General features: G+C 67.7%; 20 protein-coding genes and 2 tRNA genes. 10 read left to right on the forward strand and 12 right to left on the reverse strand.

What is annotated here, in order from left to right; all coding sequences use genetic code 11:
• Positions 1–110 precede the first annotated feature (110 nt).
• Positions 111–707, reverse strand: a complete 597-nt coding sequence (locus tag QPK32_RS12020) for an alpha-ketoglutarate-dependent dioxygenase AlkB (RefSeq protein WP_290413049.1) — start codon at positions 705–707, stop codon at positions 111–113.
• Positions 708–756: 49 nt separating this feature from the next.
• Here QPK32_RS12020 and QPK32_RS12025 point away from each other — a divergent pair, with 49 nt between their 5' ends.
• Positions 757–1,347, forward strand: a complete 591-nt coding sequence (locus QPK32_RS12025; RefSeq protein ID WP_290413050.1) for a molybdopterin-dependent oxidoreductase — start codon at positions 757–759, stop codon at positions 1,345–1,347.
• An 18-nt stretch (positions 1,348–1,365) separates the two neighbouring features.
• Here the strand turns inward: QPK32_RS12025 and QPK32_RS12030 are convergent, their stop codons facing one another.
• From QPK32_RS12030 to QPK32_RS12060, 7 genes are all read right to left on the reverse strand, one after another.
• On the reverse strand, positions 1,366–1,728 hold the full coding sequence (locus tag QPK32_RS12030) for a hypothetical protein (RefSeq protein ID WP_290413051.1): 363 nt from the start codon (positions 1,726–1,728) through the stop codon (positions 1,366–1,368).
• A gap of 164 nt (positions 1,729–1,892) precedes the next feature.
• Positions 1,893–2,276, reverse strand: coding sequence for an MAPEG family protein (locus QPK32_RS12035; RefSeq protein ID WP_290413052.1), 384 nt, complete (start codon positions 2,274–2,276; stop codon positions 1,893–1,895).
• 44 nt (positions 2,277–2,320) lie between these two features.
• Positions 2,321–3,151 carry a Rossmann-like and DUF2520 domain-containing protein gene (locus QPK32_RS12040; protein WP_290413053.1) on the reverse strand — a complete coding sequence of 277 codons (831 nt, stop codon included), beginning with the start codon at positions 3,149–3,151 and terminating at the stop codon, positions 2,321–2,323.
• Complete coding sequence (locus QPK32_RS12045; RefSeq protein ID WP_290413054.1) at positions 3,151–3,729, reverse strand: DUF924 family protein; 579 nt, start codon at positions 3,727–3,729, stop codon at positions 3,151–3,153. The genes QPK32_RS12040 and QPK32_RS12045 overlap by 1 nt, the downstream gene beginning before the upstream one ends.
• 13 nt (positions 3,730–3,742) lie before the next feature.
• On the reverse strand, positions 3,743–4,501 hold the full coding sequence (locus tag QPK32_RS12050) for an MgtC/SapB family protein (protein ID WP_290413055.1): 759 nt from the start codon (positions 4,499–4,501) through the stop codon (positions 3,743–3,745).
• The gene (locus QPK32_RS12055) at positions 4,498–4,758 is read right to left on the reverse strand and encodes a hypothetical protein (protein ID WP_290413056.1); all 261 of its coding nucleotides are present in this window, start codon (positions 4,756–4,758) and stop codon (positions 4,498–4,500) included. Before QPK32_RS12055 ends, QPK32_RS12050 begins: the two co-directional genes overlap by 4 nt.
• Before the next feature lies 1 nt (position 4,759).
• Positions 4,760–6,577 (reverse strand): aminopeptidase P family protein, encoded by a 1,818-nt coding sequence (locus QPK32_RS12060; RefSeq protein WP_290413057.1) that lies wholly within the window; start codon positions 6,575–6,577, stop codon positions 4,760–4,762.
• Between the two features lie 171 nt (positions 6,578–6,748).
• On the opposite strand from QPK32_RS12060, the gene QPK32_RS12065 reads away from it, so the two are divergent.
• Complete coding sequence (locus tag QPK32_RS12065) at positions 6,749–7,348, forward strand: hypoxanthine-guanine phosphoribosyltransferase (RefSeq protein WP_290413058.1); 600 nt, start codon at positions 6,749–6,751, stop codon at positions 7,346–7,348.
• 130 nt (positions 7,349–7,478) lie between these two features.
• Here QPK32_RS12065 and QPK32_RS12070 read toward each other — a convergent pair whose 3' ends face one another.
• On the reverse strand, positions 7,479–8,432 hold the full coding sequence (locus tag QPK32_RS12070) for a nitronate monooxygenase family protein (protein WP_290413059.1): 954 nt from the start codon (positions 8,430–8,432) through the stop codon (positions 7,479–7,481).
• Between the two features lie 135 nt (positions 8,433–8,567).
• On the opposite strand from QPK32_RS12070, the gene QPK32_RS12075 reads away from it, so the two are divergent.
• Positions 8,568–9,575 carry an alpha/beta hydrolase gene (locus QPK32_RS12075; RefSeq protein WP_290413060.1) on the forward strand — a complete coding sequence of 336 codons (1,008 nt, stop codon included), beginning with the start codon at positions 8,568–8,570 and terminating at the stop codon, positions 9,573–9,575.
• Here QPK32_RS12075 and QPK32_RS12080 read toward each other — a convergent pair.
• A complete protein-coding gene (locus QPK32_RS12080; RefSeq protein ID WP_290413061.1) occupies positions 9,557–9,766 on the reverse strand; it encodes a DUF1289 domain-containing protein in 210 nt (69 codons plus the stop codon). The two genes, QPK32_RS12075 and QPK32_RS12080, sit on opposite strands and share 19 nt — an antisense overlap.
• A 162-nt stretch (positions 9,767–9,928) precedes the next feature.
• Between QPK32_RS12080 and QPK32_RS12085 the strand changes: the two genes are divergently transcribed.
• Positions 9,929–11,104 (forward strand): PHB depolymerase family esterase, encoded by a 1,176-nt coding sequence (locus tag QPK32_RS12085; protein ID WP_290413062.1) that lies wholly within the window; start codon positions 9,929–9,931, stop codon positions 11,102–11,104.
• Between the two features lie 4 nt (positions 11,105–11,108).
• On the opposite strand, the gene QPK32_RS12090 is transcribed toward QPK32_RS12085, so the two are convergent.
• Positions 11,109–11,315, reverse strand: a complete 207-nt coding sequence (locus QPK32_RS12090) for a cysteine-rich CWC family protein (protein ID WP_290413063.1) — start codon at positions 11,313–11,315, stop codon at positions 11,109–11,111.
• Positions 11,316–11,492: 177 nt separating this feature from the next.
• Here QPK32_RS12090 and argB point away from each other — a divergent pair, with 177 nt between their 5' ends.
• The 6 genes from argB (at position 11,493) to pabB (ending at position 16,302) form a co-directional block, all read left to right on the forward strand.
• A complete protein-coding gene (gene argB / locus QPK32_RS12095; protein WP_290413064.1) occupies positions 11,493–12,422 on the forward strand; it encodes an acetylglutamate kinase in 930 nt (309 codons plus the stop codon).
• Positions 12,423–12,462: 40 nt separating this feature from the next.
• Positions 12,463–12,537: transfer RNA gene (locus QPK32_RS12100), tRNA-Thr, on the forward strand.
• A 3-nt stretch (positions 12,538–12,540) separates the two neighbouring features.
• Positions 12,541–12,617: transfer RNA gene (locus tag QPK32_RS12105), tRNA-Asp, on the forward strand.
• Positions 12,618–13,065: 448 nt separating this feature from the next.
• Positions 13,066–13,788 (forward strand): HAD-IA family hydrolase, encoded by a 723-nt coding sequence (locus QPK32_RS12110; RefSeq protein ID WP_290413065.1) that lies wholly within the window; start codon positions 13,066–13,068, stop codon positions 13,786–13,788.
• Between the two features lie 41 nt (positions 13,789–13,829).
• Positions 13,830–14,408, forward strand: a complete 579-nt coding sequence (slmA, locus tag QPK32_RS12115) for a nucleoid occlusion factor SlmA (protein WP_290413066.1) — start codon at positions 13,830–13,832, stop codon at positions 14,406–14,408.
• A 16-nt stretch (positions 14,409–14,424) separates the two neighbouring features.
• The gene (pabB, locus tag QPK32_RS12120; protein WP_290413067.1) at positions 14,425–16,302 is read left to right on the forward strand and encodes an aminodeoxychorismate synthase component I; all 1,878 of its coding nucleotides are present in this window, start codon (positions 14,425–14,427) and stop codon (positions 16,300–16,302) included.
• A 76-nt stretch (positions 16,303–16,378) separates the two neighbouring features.
• Here pabB and QPK32_RS12125 read toward each other — a convergent pair whose 3' ends face one another.
• The gene (locus QPK32_RS12125; RefSeq protein ID WP_290413068.1) at positions 16,379–16,996 is read right to left on the reverse strand and encodes an OmpW family protein; all 618 of its coding nucleotides are present in this window, start codon (positions 16,994–16,996) and stop codon (positions 16,379–16,381) included.
• Positions 16,997–17,050 lie beyond the last annotated feature (54 nt).

The following is a 17,050-nucleotide window of genomic DNA, read 5'->3' on the forward strand; positions in this document are numbered from 1 at the left end:
GCAGCTCGACAACGTCCGTGCCCATTTCGTAAGAACTGTAAAGAGATGTAACGTAACTGACTAAAAGGTCAGCAATTTGATGAGGAAACTTAACCGAAGATAGGGAAGAGTTAAGCGATGTAGCGGAAAGTCAGGTTGACCCTGGCGCCGGTCGGCTTCGCCGTCTTGTTGATGCCGTGCAGCCAGTGCGTTTGCAGGGAACCGGCCATCAGCAGCAGGCTGCCGTCGGTCAGGTCGAACTTCAATGTTCGCTTGCTGGCCTTGTGGCGCAGGACGAAGGTGCGGGTGGCGCCGAAACTGAGCGAGGCGATGGCGGGCTCGCGGCCCAGTTCCCGCTCGTCGTCGCTGTGCATGCCCATGCTGTCCGCGCCGTCGCGGTAGTAGTTCAGCAGGACGCTGTTGTAGCGCCGTCTCGTCGCTGCCTCGACCGCGGCGTGCAATTGCCGCAGCAGCGGCGTCATCGGCAAGGGGTCGAGGGTCAGGCCGGAATACGTGTAGCCGGCGTCGCCGTACCAGGCCGTCAAGCGCGGCTGCAGGTGGCGCTGGCCGTAAACGACGATGGTTTCGGCACGCCAGGGCGTTTCGTCGACCAGGCGGCGCAGCACGTCGGCATTGGGGATGGGGAGTGGCAGCTGGGCCAGCATGGCCAGTTCGCCATCCTCGATCGGGATGGGCTGCAGGCCGGCCTCGGCGGAAAACAGGTCCATGTGGGAAACTTTGCTCTATGATGAGGCATCTTAGCACCTGCATTTTCTCATGAAAAAACGCCAGTTCCTGGGCACGGCAGCCGTCGCCTGCGCCTTGCCGCTCGCCGGCCAGGCCGCCGGGCCCCTCGTCCCGGCCGGCCGCAGCCCTGCCCTGTTGACCGTCACCGGCGCCATCGCGCATCCGAACCGCGGTCCGCTCGACCCGGTGCTGGACCAGATGATGCACAAGCAGCAGCTGGCCTTCGACAAGGCCCATGCCTTCGACTACGCGGCATTGCTGGACCTGGCGCCGCAGACCATCCGCCCGACGCTGGAATACGACGGCAAGCCGCATGTGCTGCGCGGTCCGCTGCTGGTGGATGTGCTGGGCAAGGCCGGTGCCGTGCTGAATGAAAAGACGGTGCTGGTCCTGCGCGCCGTGGATGGCTACAACGTCGAACTGCCGCTGGCGCAGGCCAGAAGCCGGCGCTTCATCGTGGCCACCCATATCGACGGCAAGGCGATGCCGCTGGGAGGATTGGGGCCGCTATGGGCCGTCTACGATGCCGACCGCGTGCCCGAGATGGCGAAGCTGCCGCTGCCGCAGCGTTTTGCGGCATGCCCATGGGCGCTTTACCATGTGGAAGTCAAGGCGTCGTGAGGCGCCCCGTTACAGCGATCATGCGTAGGCTTCGGCCAGGCTCATGACACGGGGCGTGATCTTGATGCCGACGTTGCCGAACAGCGCATCGAGCGCGGCCAGGTTGCTCGTGCATTCCTCGGCCTTCCAGCCCTTGAACAGGTCGGTGCCGTCCTTCTGGAAGTGCATGTCGAGGACCTTGCCCTTGTCGCGGTGGACGTAGTTCTGCTGGTGGACGCTCTCGAAACCCAGCTCGGCCAGCGCGGCCAGCACTGCGTTCGGCGGATTGTCCGGATCGGTGGCCATGAACACGCCGAAGGTCTTGCCCGGTGGCTTCGCGGCGACGTCGACCTCATAGATGCCGGGCGCCTTGGTGACAGTGGTACTCTTCAAAAACAGCATGCCATCTCCTTTTCCGGTCCGGGGCTGACCGCCAGCGGGCCGCTTCCACAGTTTTCCGTACAGACGACAAGCTTATTGCACTCAGGAAAATTTGTCGACGAATTCGCGTACTCTTTTATGTACCCTTTGGTTATCCCGCAACGGTAAACCGACGGTTTTGACGTTTAGCCTAGCCGAATTAACAAACCGGTCGCGCTGCCCGCCACCAGGGCACCGCACGCCACCATGCCGATCACGAAGCCCGCCTCGCGCCTGGCCGGATCGCGGTAATAGCCGAGCGCATACAGGATGCGGCCGGCGCACCACAGCAGGCCGCCGGCGGCTGCCCACGCATCGCCAAGGAAGTGGCCGCACAGCCACAGGGGCGCCAGCACCAGCGGCAATTGTTCGAGCGTGTTCGCCTGTACCCGCTGGGCGCTCTGGAACGGCAGCGGTCCCTCCATCGACGGTGCCGGCACCTTGTACTTGACGCGGGCCCACCCCGCCATCACGCCAGTCCAGAAATAGACCCCGAGGACGGCCAGGGTGGCCCAAGCGGTTAGTTGCATTCTCTCTCCAATCCATTCCGTTCGTGCGCGGATGCGCGGTTCACTCAAGCGCGGTCGTGCTTGCGCCGCGCCAGGTCCCAGGTTGCCGTCGCCAGCGCGTCGTACAAGTTGCCGGTCGGCGCATCCCAGGCGCCGACGGCCGCCTGCTGGCGCGCCACGGTCGCCGCGTCGCCCCGCGCGATGGGACCGGACAGCGCCGTCTCCGGCCCCAGCCGGAACACGTTCGCCAGCGATTCGCCCGCCAGCGGACGCGCCAGTTCCATGGCCACGTCGCGCGGGATGCCGGCCGCCTGGTAGGCGCGCAGCGCGGCGTCCAGCACTGTCACCAGGTAGTTCGACGCGAACACGGAGGCCGCGTGGTAGACGGTCTTGGCGGCCGCGTCGATGCGCACCGGGCGCGCGCCGATCGCCGCGAAGGCCGGCAGCAGCAGCGCCAGGGCCGCCGCGTCCCCTTCGACGCCGCAGAAGGTGCCGTCGAAGTGCGCGGCCACGGTGGCCGGGTCGGCAAAGCTGCGCACCGGATGCACGCTGGCGACGTGGGCGCCGGCCGCGCGCATGGCCGCGAGTTCGCTCGACGCCTTGGCGCCGCTGCAGTGGAACACGACGGCGCCCTGCAGCGGCACGCTGGCCGCCAGCGTGGCGGCGACCTCGCCGATGCGGTCGTCCGCCACGGCCAGCATCCACACGGCGGCCGGCCGCAGCGCGCCGGCCCCGTCGACGGCCTGCCCGGCGCCGATGAAGGCGGCGGCGGCGCGCGCGCTGTCGATGCCGCGGGTGAGCACGTCCTGCACGGCGAACACCCCGCGCGCCGCGAACAGGCGTCCCAGCGCGCGGCCCACGTGGCCGGCGCCGACGATGTTCAATGGCGCCGCCATCAGAAACGCGACCCCGGCTGGCGCAGGAATACGTCTTCTTCCGGCGTCGACGCCCTGCCGAGGATGGCATTGCGGTGCGGGAAGCGGCCGAAGCGCGCGATCACGCCACGGTGGCGGTGCGCGTAGTCGAGCGTCTCGTCGAAGCCCGGGTGTTCGGCCGCCAGCACCGAGAACAGCCCGACGGCGCGCTCCTGCATAGTGGCGTCTTCCGCATGCTCGAACGGCATGTAGGCGAAGGAACGCTGCCACGGCCCCAGCGCCTTGTCGTGGCCGCCGTCGACGAGTTGCCGCGCGGCGGCCAGCGCCAGCGCGTCGCCCGCGAACGCGCGCGGGGTGTTGCGCCAGGCGTTGCGGGTGAACTGGTCGAGCACGAGGATCCGTGCCAGCACGCCGTGCGGCCCTTGTTCGTCCCAGTCGCGCAGGCCGCCGGCCAATGCCGCGTCGATGACGGCGCCGAAGCGCTCGCGCACGATGGCGTCGAACGCGTCCTTCTTGACGAACCATTCGCGGCGCGGCTGGCCGAAGGTGGCGCTGCCGGGCGCGCCGAACCAGAAGTCGAGTACGTCCTGGGCGTTCATTGTCTTTCCCGTATCAGTTACGCGCGTGCGACAGCTCGAAGCCGTCCACGCCCTTCAAGTCCGACAGCTCGCCGGCCAGCGTGGACAGCGGCGCGCCGCCGGCCCCCGCCAGCGCGACGAAGCGCCATTCCTGCACGTTGCCGCTGCTGCCGATGGTGAGCGAGGAAGCGGCGATCTCGTAGCCGCGTTCGACCGCGGCGCGGCGCAGCTCGTCCTCGCTGGGCCGCACGCCCGGCTTGAAGCGCAGCGTGACGGCCACCGCGTGGCGCGACGGCAGCTTGCTGACGGCCCGGTTCAAATAGATCATGATCATCGTGGAAAAGAACGCGAGGCCCATCGCCGCCATGTAGAAGCCCACGCCCACCATGATGCCGATGACGGACGACGCCCAGATCGACGCCGCCGTCGTCAAGCCGCTGATGGTGAAGCCCGAGCGCATGATGACGCCGGCGCCGAGGAAGCCGATGCCCGTCACCACGCCCTGGATCACGCGGGTCGGATCGGTCAGCGCCACCGCCGCGCCATGGCCGCCGTACCAGGAACCCGGATAGCCCGAGATCACGGTCAGCGCGCACGAGGCCATGCACACGAGGCCATAGGTGCGCATCCCGGCCGCGCGGCCGTGGTAGGAGCGCTCGTAGCCGACCATCAGGCCGAGCAGCAGCGCGCCCGCCAGGTGCAGCAGGATCAGGCCGTTGGTGGCCAGCTCCGGCTGCGACCAGTAGGCGTCGAACAGCTCGGCCCAGGTCGGCACCACCGCGCGTGGGTTCAAGTCTTTTTCCTGACCAGCTGTTTCTCGAACGCGATGTCGTTCTTGGTCATGCGTTTTTCCGGCTGCGGCCCGAGGCCGTCGACGAAGGTCACGAAGTCGTCCAGTTCGAGCGGCGCGCACAGCGGCGGCGCGCCCGGTTTCTCGGACAGGAAGAAGTGGCCGGCGCCGGTGCGCGCCATCGAATACGTGGTGATGCCGGTACGCCGCTTGAGCCGCTCGACGGCGGCGCTGGCCCGGGTGGAACGTGCGCCCGCCATGTCAGATCTCCCTGGTGCGCAGTTCGAGCCAGTCGCGCGCGGTGCCGTCGACGAGCGGCAGCAGGCGCGCGCGCACCTCGCGGTGGTAGGCGTTCAGCCACGCGACCTCGTCGCCGCGCATCAGCGACAAATCGATGCAGCGGGTGTCGATCGGGCACAGCGTCAGCGTCTCGAAGCCGAGGAATTCGCCGAACTCGGTCGTGTCGACGACCCGCGCCAGGATCAGGTTCTCGATGCGGATGCCCCAGTGGCCGGGGCGGTAGATGCCCGGTTCGTTCGACGTGATCATGCCCGGTTCGATCGCCGTGTGCGGTTCCGGCAGCGCCGCCGGGGAAATCACCTGCGGACCTTCGTGCACGTTCAGGAAATAGCCGACGCCGTGGCCGGTGCCGTGGCCGTAGTCGATGCCGGCGGCCCAGATCGGTGCGCGCGCCAGCGCGTCCAGCATCGGTCCCTTGGTACCGCGCGGGAAGCGCGCCACGGACAGGTTGATCATGCCCTTCAATACCAGCGTGAAGTCGCGCTTGTGCGCGGCGGTCGGCTCGCCCACCGGCACCACGCGCGTGATATCGGTGGTGCCGCCCAGGTACTGGCCGCCGGAATCGATCAGGAGCAGGCCGTCGCCTTCGATGACGGCGTGGGCCTCCTCGGTGGCGCGGTAGTGCATGATGGCGCCGTTGGCGTTGAAGCCGGCGATGGTGCCGAAGCTGGGCGACACGAAGTGCGGGCGGCGCGCCCGCGCGGCCGTGATGTGGGTGTCGATGTCGACTTCGGTCAGCGGCGTGCGGCGCGGGTCGGCCAGGCGCGGCTCCAGCCACGAGAAGAATTCGCACAGCGCGGCGCCGTCCTGTTCCATCGTGGCGCGCACGTGGTCCATCTCGGCATCGAGCTTGCGCGACTTGGCGAAGGTGGTCGGGTTGATCGCCTCGACCACGCGCACGCCGTCCGGCACGGCGGCGCGCATGCCGGCGGTGACGCGGCGCGGGTCGAGCAGCAGCGAACTGCCGGCCGGCAGCGCGGCCAGCGCGGACGCGGCCTGGTCGTAGGCGGCTACGCGCACGCCATCCTGCTCGAGGCGGGTGCGCAGGGCGGCGTCGACCTTGCCGTCGGCGACGAACAGCGTGGCGCGGCCCGGTTCGACCAGCGCGTGCGACACGAACACGGGGTTGTAGCTGACGTCGGCGCCGCGCAGGTTGAACAGGTAGGCGATGTCGTCCAGCGTCGAGATGAAGTGGCGCTCGGCGCCCAGCTTCGCCATCGCGTTGCGGGTGGCGTGCAGCTTGTCGGCGCGGGTGGCGACGGCGAACGGCGCCGCGTGCTCGAACACGGCGTCCGCCGGCAGGCCGGGACGGTCGCTCCAGACGTCGTCGAGGAGGTCGATATCCGTGCGCAGCGCGATGCCGCGCGCCTGCAGCGCATCGCCCAGCAGGCGCGCCACGGCCAGGCCCAGCACGCGGGCATCGATGGCGACGGTCTGTCCCGCTTCGAGCGCGTTGGCCAGCCAGTCGATGTGCAGCAGGCTGGCGGCGGCCGGGATCTTCATCAGCTGGATGTCCGTGCCGGCCAGCTCCTGCTCGGCCTGGGTGTAATAGCGGCCGTCGGTCCAGACGCCGGCGAAGTCCTTCGTCGCGATGAAGGTGCCGACCGAGCCGGTGAAGCCCGACAGCCACTCGCGGCCTTTCCAGCGGCCGGGCAGGTATTCGGACAGGTGCGGATCGGCGGACGGCACGATGAAGGCGTCGACCTGGTGGCGCGCCATGGCGGCGCGCAGCCGGGCGAGGCGTTCGGCGCGCAGGGCGTTGGTATCGAGTGCTGGCATGGTACGGGCTCGGCTTGTTCGTTTCTCAAGCCCCTATCATACTCCGCGCCGATACCCCGTGCGCCGGGCGCGGCCACAGCCGTGATACGTCGACCGGCATTCTGGCGGATAATCGCGCCAGGGACCGTTTCGACCCAGCATTTTTCGACCAAGTTTTTTACCAAGATCGCCATGCAAGACTTTCACTACACCCGCGCCCGCGAACTGATGACCCACGCCGAGGAAATCGTCAGCGCCGACGAGGTCCAGGCCGCCGTCACCAAGGTCGCCGCGGTGCTCAACGAGCGCTTCGACAACGATGAGACCGGCGCATTCCCCCTCGTGCTGGGCGTGATGGGCGGCGCCGTCGTCTTCACCGGCAGCCTGCTGCCGCAACTGAGCTTCCCGCTCGAATTCGACTACATCCACGTGACCCGCTACGGCAACCTGGACAAGGGCGGCGAAGTGGTCTGGAAAGTGGTGCCGCGCCAGAGCGTCGAGGGCCGCATCATCATCGTCGTCGACGACATCCTCGACGAAGGCGAAACGCTGGCCCACGTGAAACAGCGCCTGCTCGACATGGGCGCGGCCGAAGTGATCCTGGCCGTGTTCGCGGACAAGGACCTTGGCAAGGAAAAACCGGTGGCGGCGGACATCGTCGGCCTGACGATCCCGAACCAGTTCGTGGTGGGATTCGGCATGGATGCGCACGGGTACTGGCGCAACCTGCCGGGCTTGTGGGTGATCCGGGACGAGGACAAGCAGGTGGAAGCGGACACGCCAGCACCCTGATCGGACCTGCCCCGTAAGCGACGTCATCCCCGCGCAGGCGGGGATCCATGCCGCGCTTCAGAATTCGACCACGTCGATGTACCGACTTCGGAACGTCGGCATGGGTCCCTGCCTTCGCAGGGACGACGGTTTACAGCGCCAGCCGCTTGCGCGCCGCCTCGTACTGTTCCTTCAAGCGCTCCACCATCTCCGCCACCGTCGGCACGTCGTCCATCAGGCCCACGCCCTGGCCCGCGCCCCAGATGTCGCGCCAGGCCTTGGCGCTGCCGGAACCGAAGCTCATCTTGCTCTTGTCCGACACCGGCAGGTTGTCCGGATCCAGTCCCGCCGCCACGATCGATTTCTTCAGGTAGTTGCCGTGCACGCCCGTAAACAGGTTCGTGTACACGACGTCGGCCGCCGTGGATTCGACGATCGCGTCGCGGTAGGCGTCGCTGACGTTCGCTTCCTTCGTGGCCAGCCAGCGCGAGCCGATGTAGGCGAAGTCGGCGCCCATCGCCTGCGCCGCCAGGATGGCGTCGCCCGTGGCGATCGAGCCGGACAGCGCGATCGGACCGTCGAAGAACTTGCGCACTTCGCCCACCAGCGCGAACGGCGACAGCGCGCCCGCATGGCCGCCGGCGCCGGCCGCCACCAGGATCAGGCCGTCCACGCCCGCCTCCAGCGCCTTTTCGGCGTGGCGGATCGAGACCACGTCGTGCAGCACGATGCCGCCGTAGGCGTGCACGGCATCGAGCATTTCCTGCGGCGGCGCCCGCAGCGAGGAGATGATGATCGGCACCTGGTGCTTCACGCACACCTCGACGTCGTGCGCGAGGCGGTCGTTCGACTGGTGCACGATCTGGTTGACGGCGATCGGCCCCACCCGCTTGCCCGGATTGGCCTGCTGGAAGTCCTTCAACTCGGCCTGCAGGTCGGTCAGCCAGGTGTCGAGCAGCTCGGCCGGGCGCGCATTGAGCGCCGGGAACGAGCCGACGATGCCGGCCTTGCACTGCGCGGCCACCAGCGCGGGGCCGCTGGCGATGAACATCGGCGAGGCGATGACGGGTAAGGAAAGGTCTTGCAGGACGGTGGGCAGCGCCATGGGTGTGCTCGCGGGTTGGTTGATCGGATGCTACCCAGTCGATTATGGCGCAAAAAAGCACGACCGTGCTAGATACCGGGCTCTAAATTCCTTGCCGTTCGGGTAAGCTTGCCGGCTGACGACAGGAGACACTTCATGAGCGACGACCAGCAAGGCGGCGTCAAGCTGCCCCAGCGCCTGCTGCCCATCCCGGCATCCATCAGCCCGCAAGCGCAGGCCGCCCTGCGCCGCATGGTGAATGCGGACGGCGTCCCCGTGAACGCCCTGCACGCGATGCCGGCGCCGGACGACCTGGACGGCTGGCAGCGCGTGAAGGCCGGCGCCGACGCCTGGTATGCCGAGTCGCTGGGCGAGGGCCTGGCCGCCGTGCGCGCCGGCGTGCAGACGATCGCGGCCGGCAGCGCCACCATTTATGTCGCCCACCCCGCGCAGCCGATCTCCGCCGATTGCGCGCTGGTCGACCTGCACGGCGGCGCCCTCGTGTTCGGCGGCGGCGATGCCTGCCGCGCATCGACCCGGCTGCAGGCCGACCAGTACGGCCTGGCGTGCTACGGGGTCGACTACCGCATGCCGCCCGAGCATCCGTATCCGGCGGCGCTGGACGATTGCCTGGCCGCCTACCGCCACGTGCTGGCGCACCATGCGCCGGAACGCATCGCCGTTGCCGGGCGCTCCGCCGGCGGCAACCTGGCGGCGGCCTTGCTGCTGCGCGCCCGCGACGAAGGCTTGCCGCTGCCGGCGGCCGTCGTGCTGCTCTCGCCGGAAGCGGACCTGACGGAATCGGGCGACAGCTTCGCGCTGAACCAGCTGGCCGACGTCGTGCTACCCGGCTCCCTGATGGCGAACAACCTGCTGTACGCGGGCGGCGCCGACCTCGCCCACCCGTATCTGTCGCCGCTGTTCGGCGATTTCGCGCCGGGCTTCCCGCCCACCTTGTTGCAATCCGGCACGCGCGACTTGTTCCTGTCGAATACCGTGCGCATGCACCGCGCCTTGCGCGGCGCCGGCATCGAGGCCGAACTGCACGTGTTCGAAGCGATGCCGCACGGCGGCTTCATGGGCGCGCCGGAAGACGAGGAGCTGGTGCGCGAGGTCGCGCGCTTCCTGCGCACGCGCCTCGGGATTCAGTCGAAACCGAGCTGAGCTTCGCGGCGGCGGATCTCCGCCCAGACGGCGCGCTTGGCGTGGTCGTCGGCCGTGCTCCAGGCGCAGATCTCGTCAATGGTGCGCAGGCAACCTTCGCACAGCCCCGTCTCGGGCGACATCTTGCACAGGCTGATGCAGGGAGAGGGAACCGGGGTTTGTCGTTCCGGAGGCAGGTGTGGGTCATTCATGGCGGGCAGCTTACCCTAGACGGACGGCAAGCGCGCGTTTCGCTTTACATCAAGGTAGACTACGCTCTAGCAATTCGAAACCTTGATCCGTAAGGTTGACGCAAGCTTGGCAACCAAGACTGGGATGCGGCCGATGTCCGGTCTCGCCGAAAAGGAGTCTCGATGAGCATCAGCAGCAAATTCCTCGCGCAGATGCGCGCGGCGACCCGGTCGATGATGCGCCGTGGCCCGTCGGTGGCGCGCAGCGTCATCCGCGAATCGGTCAAGAACGCCACCGCCATGCAAGCCGCGGCCGCCAGGGCAACGCCACCCGCGCCCGCGCCGGCTCCCCCTCCCGTGCCGCCTTCCGCGCCGGCCTCGAACCAGCCGGCCTACGATCCCGTCTCCGACATGCTGGCCACGCTGAGCCGCTTCGGCCAGCCGGGCGGCAATCCGTTCAACGTGCCGCCGCTGTCCAGCGGGGCGGCCGCGATCGGCCTGCCCGGCCATTTCATCGATGCCAGCTACAGCAACGACGCGGGCACGCGCGAGTACAAGCTGTACGTGCCCAGCACCTACGCGGGACAAGCAAGGGGAGAAGCGGCAGGCCGGGCGGCGCCCCTGCTGGTGATGCTGCACGGCTGCAAGCAGAATCCGGACGATTTCGCGCTCGGCACCGGCATGAACCTGGTGGCCGAGGAACAGGGCTGCCTGGTCGCCTATCCGGCGCAGTCGCAGCAGGCCAATCCCTCGCGCTGCTGGAACTGGTTCAATGCCGTCGACCAGCAGCGCGGCCAGGGAGAACCGGCGCTGATCGCCGGCATCACGCGCGACATCATGGCGCGCTACGCCGTCGATCCGGACCAGGTCTACGTGGCGGGCCTGTCGGCCGGCGGCGCGATGGCAGCCATCATGGGCACGCTGTATCCGGACCTGTACGCGGCCGTCGGCGTGCATTCCGGCCTGCCGTTCGCCGCCGCCCACGACCTGCCGACGGCGATGGCGGCGATGAAGGGCGACTTCCGCACGCGTCACACGGAAGGCAAGGCGCTGCCCATCATCGTGTTCCACGGCGACCGCGACACCACCGTGCATCCGGTCAACGGCGACGCGCTGATCGCGGCGCGGCGGCGCGACCCGGCCGACATCGTCGTGGTGGAACCGGGCACGAAGCCGGACGGCCACGCCTTCACGCGCACCGTGCACCGCCTGCCGGACGGCGCCGTCCACGCCGAGCACTGGGTCGTGCATGGCTCGGGCCACGCCTGGTCGGGCGGCGACGCGCGCGGCAGCTATACGGACGGCAAGGGCCCCGATGCCAGCCGCGAAATGATGCGCTTCTTCCGCACCGCGCGCTGACGCCCTACGCAGGTGTCCGAGGCGCCGTCCCGCCCTGAAGCGCGATATGCTGTTCCAGGCAGGCCGGGCACCAGCAGCCGGAACGCTGGCCCGGCTCCGGCAAGGGGACGACGGCCGGCAACCGGGTGCACCAGCACGGTTCGCCGCCGGCCCCGTCCGGATCGGCCATTCCGCAGCCGAACGTTGCGCCACAACGCGCGCAAGTACTCATGCGGACGTCCTCGGGCCGCCAGCGGCGCGCCGCCGATGGGCGAAAAATGGGAGGGTTGTATCCATATGTAATCCACCTTAACGTCGGCGGCCGGAAAATACAACATGGAACATCCCATAAAACCCCAGCCGGCGCCGTGTTGCCGTAAAATCTCGCAAATTCTTTTTTTGACCCCCAATGAACGCTATGCTGACCAATCTGAAGGGCGACGACCAGAACAATGACCTGACTGCGGTCTCGCCGCAGATCAAGGCGCAGATCCTGGCCGAGGCGCTCCCCTACATCCGTAATTTCCACGGTAAAACCATCGTCATCAAATACGGCGGCAACGCGATGACCGACGAGCGCCTGAAGCACGGCTTCGCGCGCGACGTCATCCTGTTGAAACTGGTCGGCATGAATCCGGTGGTGGTGCACGGCGGCGGTCCGCAGATCGACAACGCGCTCAAGAAGATCGGCAAGCAAGGCACCTTCGTGCAGGGCATGCGCATCACCGACGAAGAGACCATGGAAGTGGTCGAGTGGGTGCTGGGCGGCGAAGTCCAGCAGGACATCGTCATGCTGATCAACCACTACGGCGGCCAGGCCGTGGGCCTGACCGGCAAGGACGGCGGCCTGATCCGCGCGCGCAAGATGGCGATGCCGGACAAGGACAAGCCGGGCGAGTTCCTCGACATCGGCTTCGTCGGCGAAATCGAGGCGATCAATCCGGCCGTGGTGAAAGCCCTGCAGGACGACGCCTTCATCCCGATCATCTCGCCGATCGGCTTCGGCCAGGACGGCCAGGCCTACAACATCAACGCCGACGTCGTCGCCGGCAAGATCGCGGAAATCCTGAAGGCCGAGAAGCTGATCATGATGACCAATATCGCCGGCGTGCAGGACAAGCAGGGCAACCTGGTCACCGACCTGTCGGCACGCGAGATCGACGAGATGTTCGCGGACGGCACGATTTCGGGCGGCATGCTGCCGAAAATCTCGTCGGCGCTGGACGCCGCCAAGTCGGGCGTCAATACCGTGCACATCATCGACGGCCGCATCGAGCATTCTTTGTTGCTTGAAGTCTTGACCGAACAGGCCTTTGGCACTATGATCCGGTCTCACTGAAATTTTGCAGCGGCATAAGTCTCTGTAAAGTTGACTTGATGCCCTTGTAGCTCAGTGGTAGAGCACTCCCTTGGTAAGGGAGAGGCCACGTGTTCAATCCACGTCAAGGGCACCACCTGGAGCGGTAGTTCAGTTGGTTAGAATACCGGCCTGTCACGCCGGGGGTCGCGGGTTCGAGCCCCGTCCGCTCCGCCAGGATTCAAATAAAGAAGGCCCGACTCGTTCGGGCCTTTTTTATTGTTAGGTACAGGAGGATCTCCCCTGCGGGAGATCCGGTTTCGGGCTCGAAGGGAATCGCTTGCAAGCGATTCCGCGGCCCGCNGATTCAAATAAAGAAGGCCCGACTCGTTCGGGCCTTTTTTATTGTTAGGTACAGGAGGATCTCCCCTGCGGGAGATCCGGTTTCGGGCTCGAAGGGAATCGCTTGCAAGCGATTCCGCGGCCCGCGGAACGTGGGCGAGCCCCGTCCGCTCCGCCAGGATTTATTAAAGAATGCTCCCTTCGGGGGGCATTTTTTATTTCTGCTTCCGCTACAATTTCCCGTCGTCCCTGCGCAGGCAGGGACCCAATTTTTTTGCCACGCAACGTGAACTTGGGCCCCTGCCTTCGCAGGGGCGACGGTGCATGTCGCGTCACTCTCACCGTGCCCACACTCCCCTCCCCCGTCTGGCTGTTCGATCTGGACAACACCCTGCACGACGCCTCGCACGCGATCTTCCCCGCGATCAGCGCCAACATGAACACGTATATCGCGCGCGTCCTGGGCGACGGCACCACGCCCGCCACGCGCGAGGCGGTGGACGCGGCGCGCATCGGCTACTGGAAGCGCTACGGCGCCACGCTGCTGGGCATGATCCGCCACCACCATGTCGATCCTGCGGATTTTTTGCGCGAGACCCACGACATCGGCGCGCTGCAGGACCTGGTACGCTTCGAGCGCGGCCTGGCGAAGCTGCTGCGCCGGCTGCCCGGGCAAAAGATCCTGCTGACGAATGCGCCGACGGCGTATTCGACGGGCGTCGTGCGCCAGATCGGCCTGCAGCGCCACTTTGCCCACCACATCGCCATCGAGGACATGCGCGTGCACGGCCAGCTGCGTCCCAAGCCCTCGAAACTGATGCTGCGCCGGCTGCTGCGCAAGCATGGCCTGGCGCCGCGGCGCTGCATCCTGGTCGAGGACACGCTGGTCAACCTGCGCCACGCCAAGCAATTGGGGCTGCGTACCGCCTGGGTCACGCAATATCTACGCTATAGCGCTCCGATCGGCAAGGCACCGTTGCCTAAAATCATCAAACGTCCCGCCTACGTCGATGTCAAAGTAAAATCGGTACTTCGACTGCCGGCACGCATGAACCGGCTGCGATGACACGATAAACAGTCCAACACTACTGAAAGACACATAACGACATGGCAAGCACCAAGCCGGGCCAGCGCAAGCTGCAGATCCTCCAGGCGCTGGCGGCGATGCTCGAGCACCCGAAGGGAGAGAAGATCACGACGGCGGCGCTGGCTGCGAAGCTGTCGGTTTCCGAGGCCGCGCTGTACCGCCATTTCGCCAGCAAGGCCCAGATGTTCGAGGGCCTCATCGACTTCATCGAATCGAGCGTGTTCGGCGTGATCAACCAGATCGCGGAACGCGAGGAAGACGGCGTCGCGCAGGCGCACGCGATGCTGCAGATGCTGCTGGCCTTCTCCGCCAACAATCCCGGCATGACGCGCGTCCTGATCGGCGATGCCCTCGTCGGCGAGGACGAGCGCCTGCAGCTGCGCATGAACCAGTTCTACGACAAGGTCGAGATGGCGTTCAAGCAGGCCTTGCGCCTGGCCGTCACCCAAGGCCACGGCCGCGAGGAAGACGTGGCCGCGCGCGCCGCCATGCTGGTGTCCTACGTGACGGGGCGCTGGCACCGCTTCGCCAAGAGCGGCTTCAAGCAGCAGCCGGGCGCGGACAGCCCCGTGCAGCTGGCGTTGCTGCTCGCAGCCTGATGCCGGCCTGACTCCCATGGACCTCGCTCCCGGCGCGCAGCCCGTCTTCGCCCTGCTCGACGACGCCAGTCCGGAAGGACAGCGCCAGGCGCGTTCGCGCCTGTACGACGGCCACGCGGGCACGCTCGCGTGCGCGCGCATCGAGGACTGGCCGAAGCTGCTGGCCGGCCTGCAGGAAGCGCTGCGGCGCGGCCTGTACGCGGTGCCGGTGCTGACCTACGAACTGGGAGAACAGTTGCTGGGCGTGGCCGCGCACCCGCTCGAGGGCCAGGCGCCGCTGGCCCAGGTGCTGCTGTTCGAACGCGTGTCCATGCTCGACGGCGAACAGGTGCACGACTGGCTGGCGCGGCGCGCGCGGGACGACGGTCACGCCGGCGATGCGGGGCCGGCCGGCATCGCCGCCGTGCAGGCCAACGTCGACGAGGCGACTTTTACGCGCGCGATCGAACGCATCCGCGACTACATCGCCGCCGGCGACACCTACCAGGTCAACTACACCTACCGCCTGCGCTTCGACGCCTTCGGTTCGCCGTGCGCGCTGTATGCGCGCCTGCGCGCACGCCAGCCGGTCCCCTACGGCGCGTTGATCGGCCTGTCGGACGGCCGCACGGTGCTGTCGCTGTCGCCGGAACTGTTCATGCGCCACGATGCGGGACGCCTGCTGGCGCGCCCCATGAAGGGCACGGCCCCGGCGGCCGACGACCCCGCGCTGGACGGGGTGCGTGCGCAGCAGCTGGCCGCGGATCCGAAGAACCGCGCCGAGAACCTGATGATCGTCGACCTGCTGCGCAACGACCTGGGCCGCGTCGCCCGCACCGGCAGCGTCGGCGTGCCCGCGCTGTTCGAGGTGAAGCGCTATGGCAGCGTGCTGCAGATGACGTCCACCGTGCAGGCGCAGCTGCGCCAGGACGCGTCCTTGAACGACATCTTCGAGGCGCTGTACCCGTGCGGCTCGATCACGGGCGCGCCCAAGCGCCGCACGATGGAAATCATCCACGAACTGGAACCGGCCGCGCGTGGCGTCTACACGGGCGCCATCGGCTGGATCGATCCGCCGGCCGCGGGCGCCGCCGTGGGCGACTTCTGCCTCTCCGTGCCGATCCGCACGCTGGTGCTGCAGCCGGAACAGGCGGGCGTGCGGCGCGGGGAACTGGGCGTGGGCGCCGGCATCGTCCACGACAGCGTGGCCGCCGCCGAATACGCCGAGTGCCGCCTGAAGGCGCGCTTCCTGACGGGCCTGGCGAGCGGGTTCGAACTGTTCGAGACCATGTTCGCCACCCGCGAGGAAGGCTGCCGCCACCTGGAACGCCACCTGGCGCGCCTGCGCGCGTCGAGCGACTACTTCGGCTATCCGTTCGGCGAGGACGTCGTGCGTGCCGGCGTGATCGCCGCCTGCGCCGTGCTGCCGCCCGGGGTGCCGTGCCGCCTGCGCCTGGCCCTGCTGGCCAACGGCGAGGTCGTCGTGCAGACGGGCGCCCTGGCGCCGCTGGCCGGAGATGGCGAGCCGGTACGCCTGCTGCTGGCGGACGAGCCGGTGCGCTCGAGCGACCTGTTCCTGCGTCACAAGACCAGCGTGCGCGCGCGCTACGACGCCGGCTGGCGCGCCGCCGAGGCGCAAGGCGCGTTCGACACGCTGTTCTTCAACGAGCGCGGCGAACTCACGGAAGGCGGGCGCACCAATGTGTTCGTACGCGTGGCCGGGCGCTGGGTCACGCCGCCGCTGTCGTCCGGCGTGCTGCCCGGCGTGATGCGCGCGCTGCTGCTGGACGATCCGGACTGGAACGCGGTCGAGGTGCCGATCACGCGCGAGACGCTGGAACGCGCGCAGGAGATCGTCGTGTGCAATGCGCTGCGCGGTCCGCTCAGGGCCGTCCTGGCGGGGAACCCGGCATAAAAAAACCGGCGCGAGGCCGGTCGTAAAGCCGGCGGGGGCCGGCGCGCTTTTGGAGAAAGCGGCAATCGTTGCGGTATCAGAAGCGGTAGCCGACGCCCACGCCGAACAGCACGGGATCGACCTTCACGCGGCTGGCCTTGGCGCCGCCGATCATCACGTCGCTGCGGATCTGGGCCTTCTTGACGTCGACGTTGAGCGACCACTTGTCGTCGATCCTGAAGTCGACGCCGGCCTGGACGGCGCCGCCCACGCTGTCGTGTTCGAGGCTGCCGGCGCCATTGAGCAGGTGCACCTTGGACAGCAGCGTGTAGTTGATGCCGGCGCCGACGTACGGATCGATGGTGGCGCCCGGCAGGAAGTGGTACTGCAGCGTCAGCGTCGGCGGCAGGTGCTTGAAGGTGCCGATGCTGGCGCCGTCCAGCGTGACCGTATGCTTCTGCGGATAGGTCAGGATCAGTTCGGCAGCCCAGTGCGGGGTGAAGAAGTACGAGATGTCGACTTCCGGAATCCACTTGTCTTCGACGTGGATGCGGTCGCTGGCGCCGACGCCGCCGACCGGATCGGACTTGTCGGCCGGATCGATGTGCACCGCGCGCGCTCGCACCAGCCACGGCGACTCCTGCGCCATGACGGGCGCGGCGACGGCGCCCAGGCCCAGTGCGGCAATCATCAGTTTCAGCATCGACTTGTTCATGGTGTTACCTTTCTTCGCGTTGTGTTGTTCAGCGAAGGGAAGTTTATTGATCGT

Source organism: Massilia sp. YIM B02763, from assembly GCF_030412015.1.
Lineage (GTDB): Bacteria > Pseudomonadota > Gammaproteobacteria > Burkholderiales > Burkholderiaceae_D > Telluria.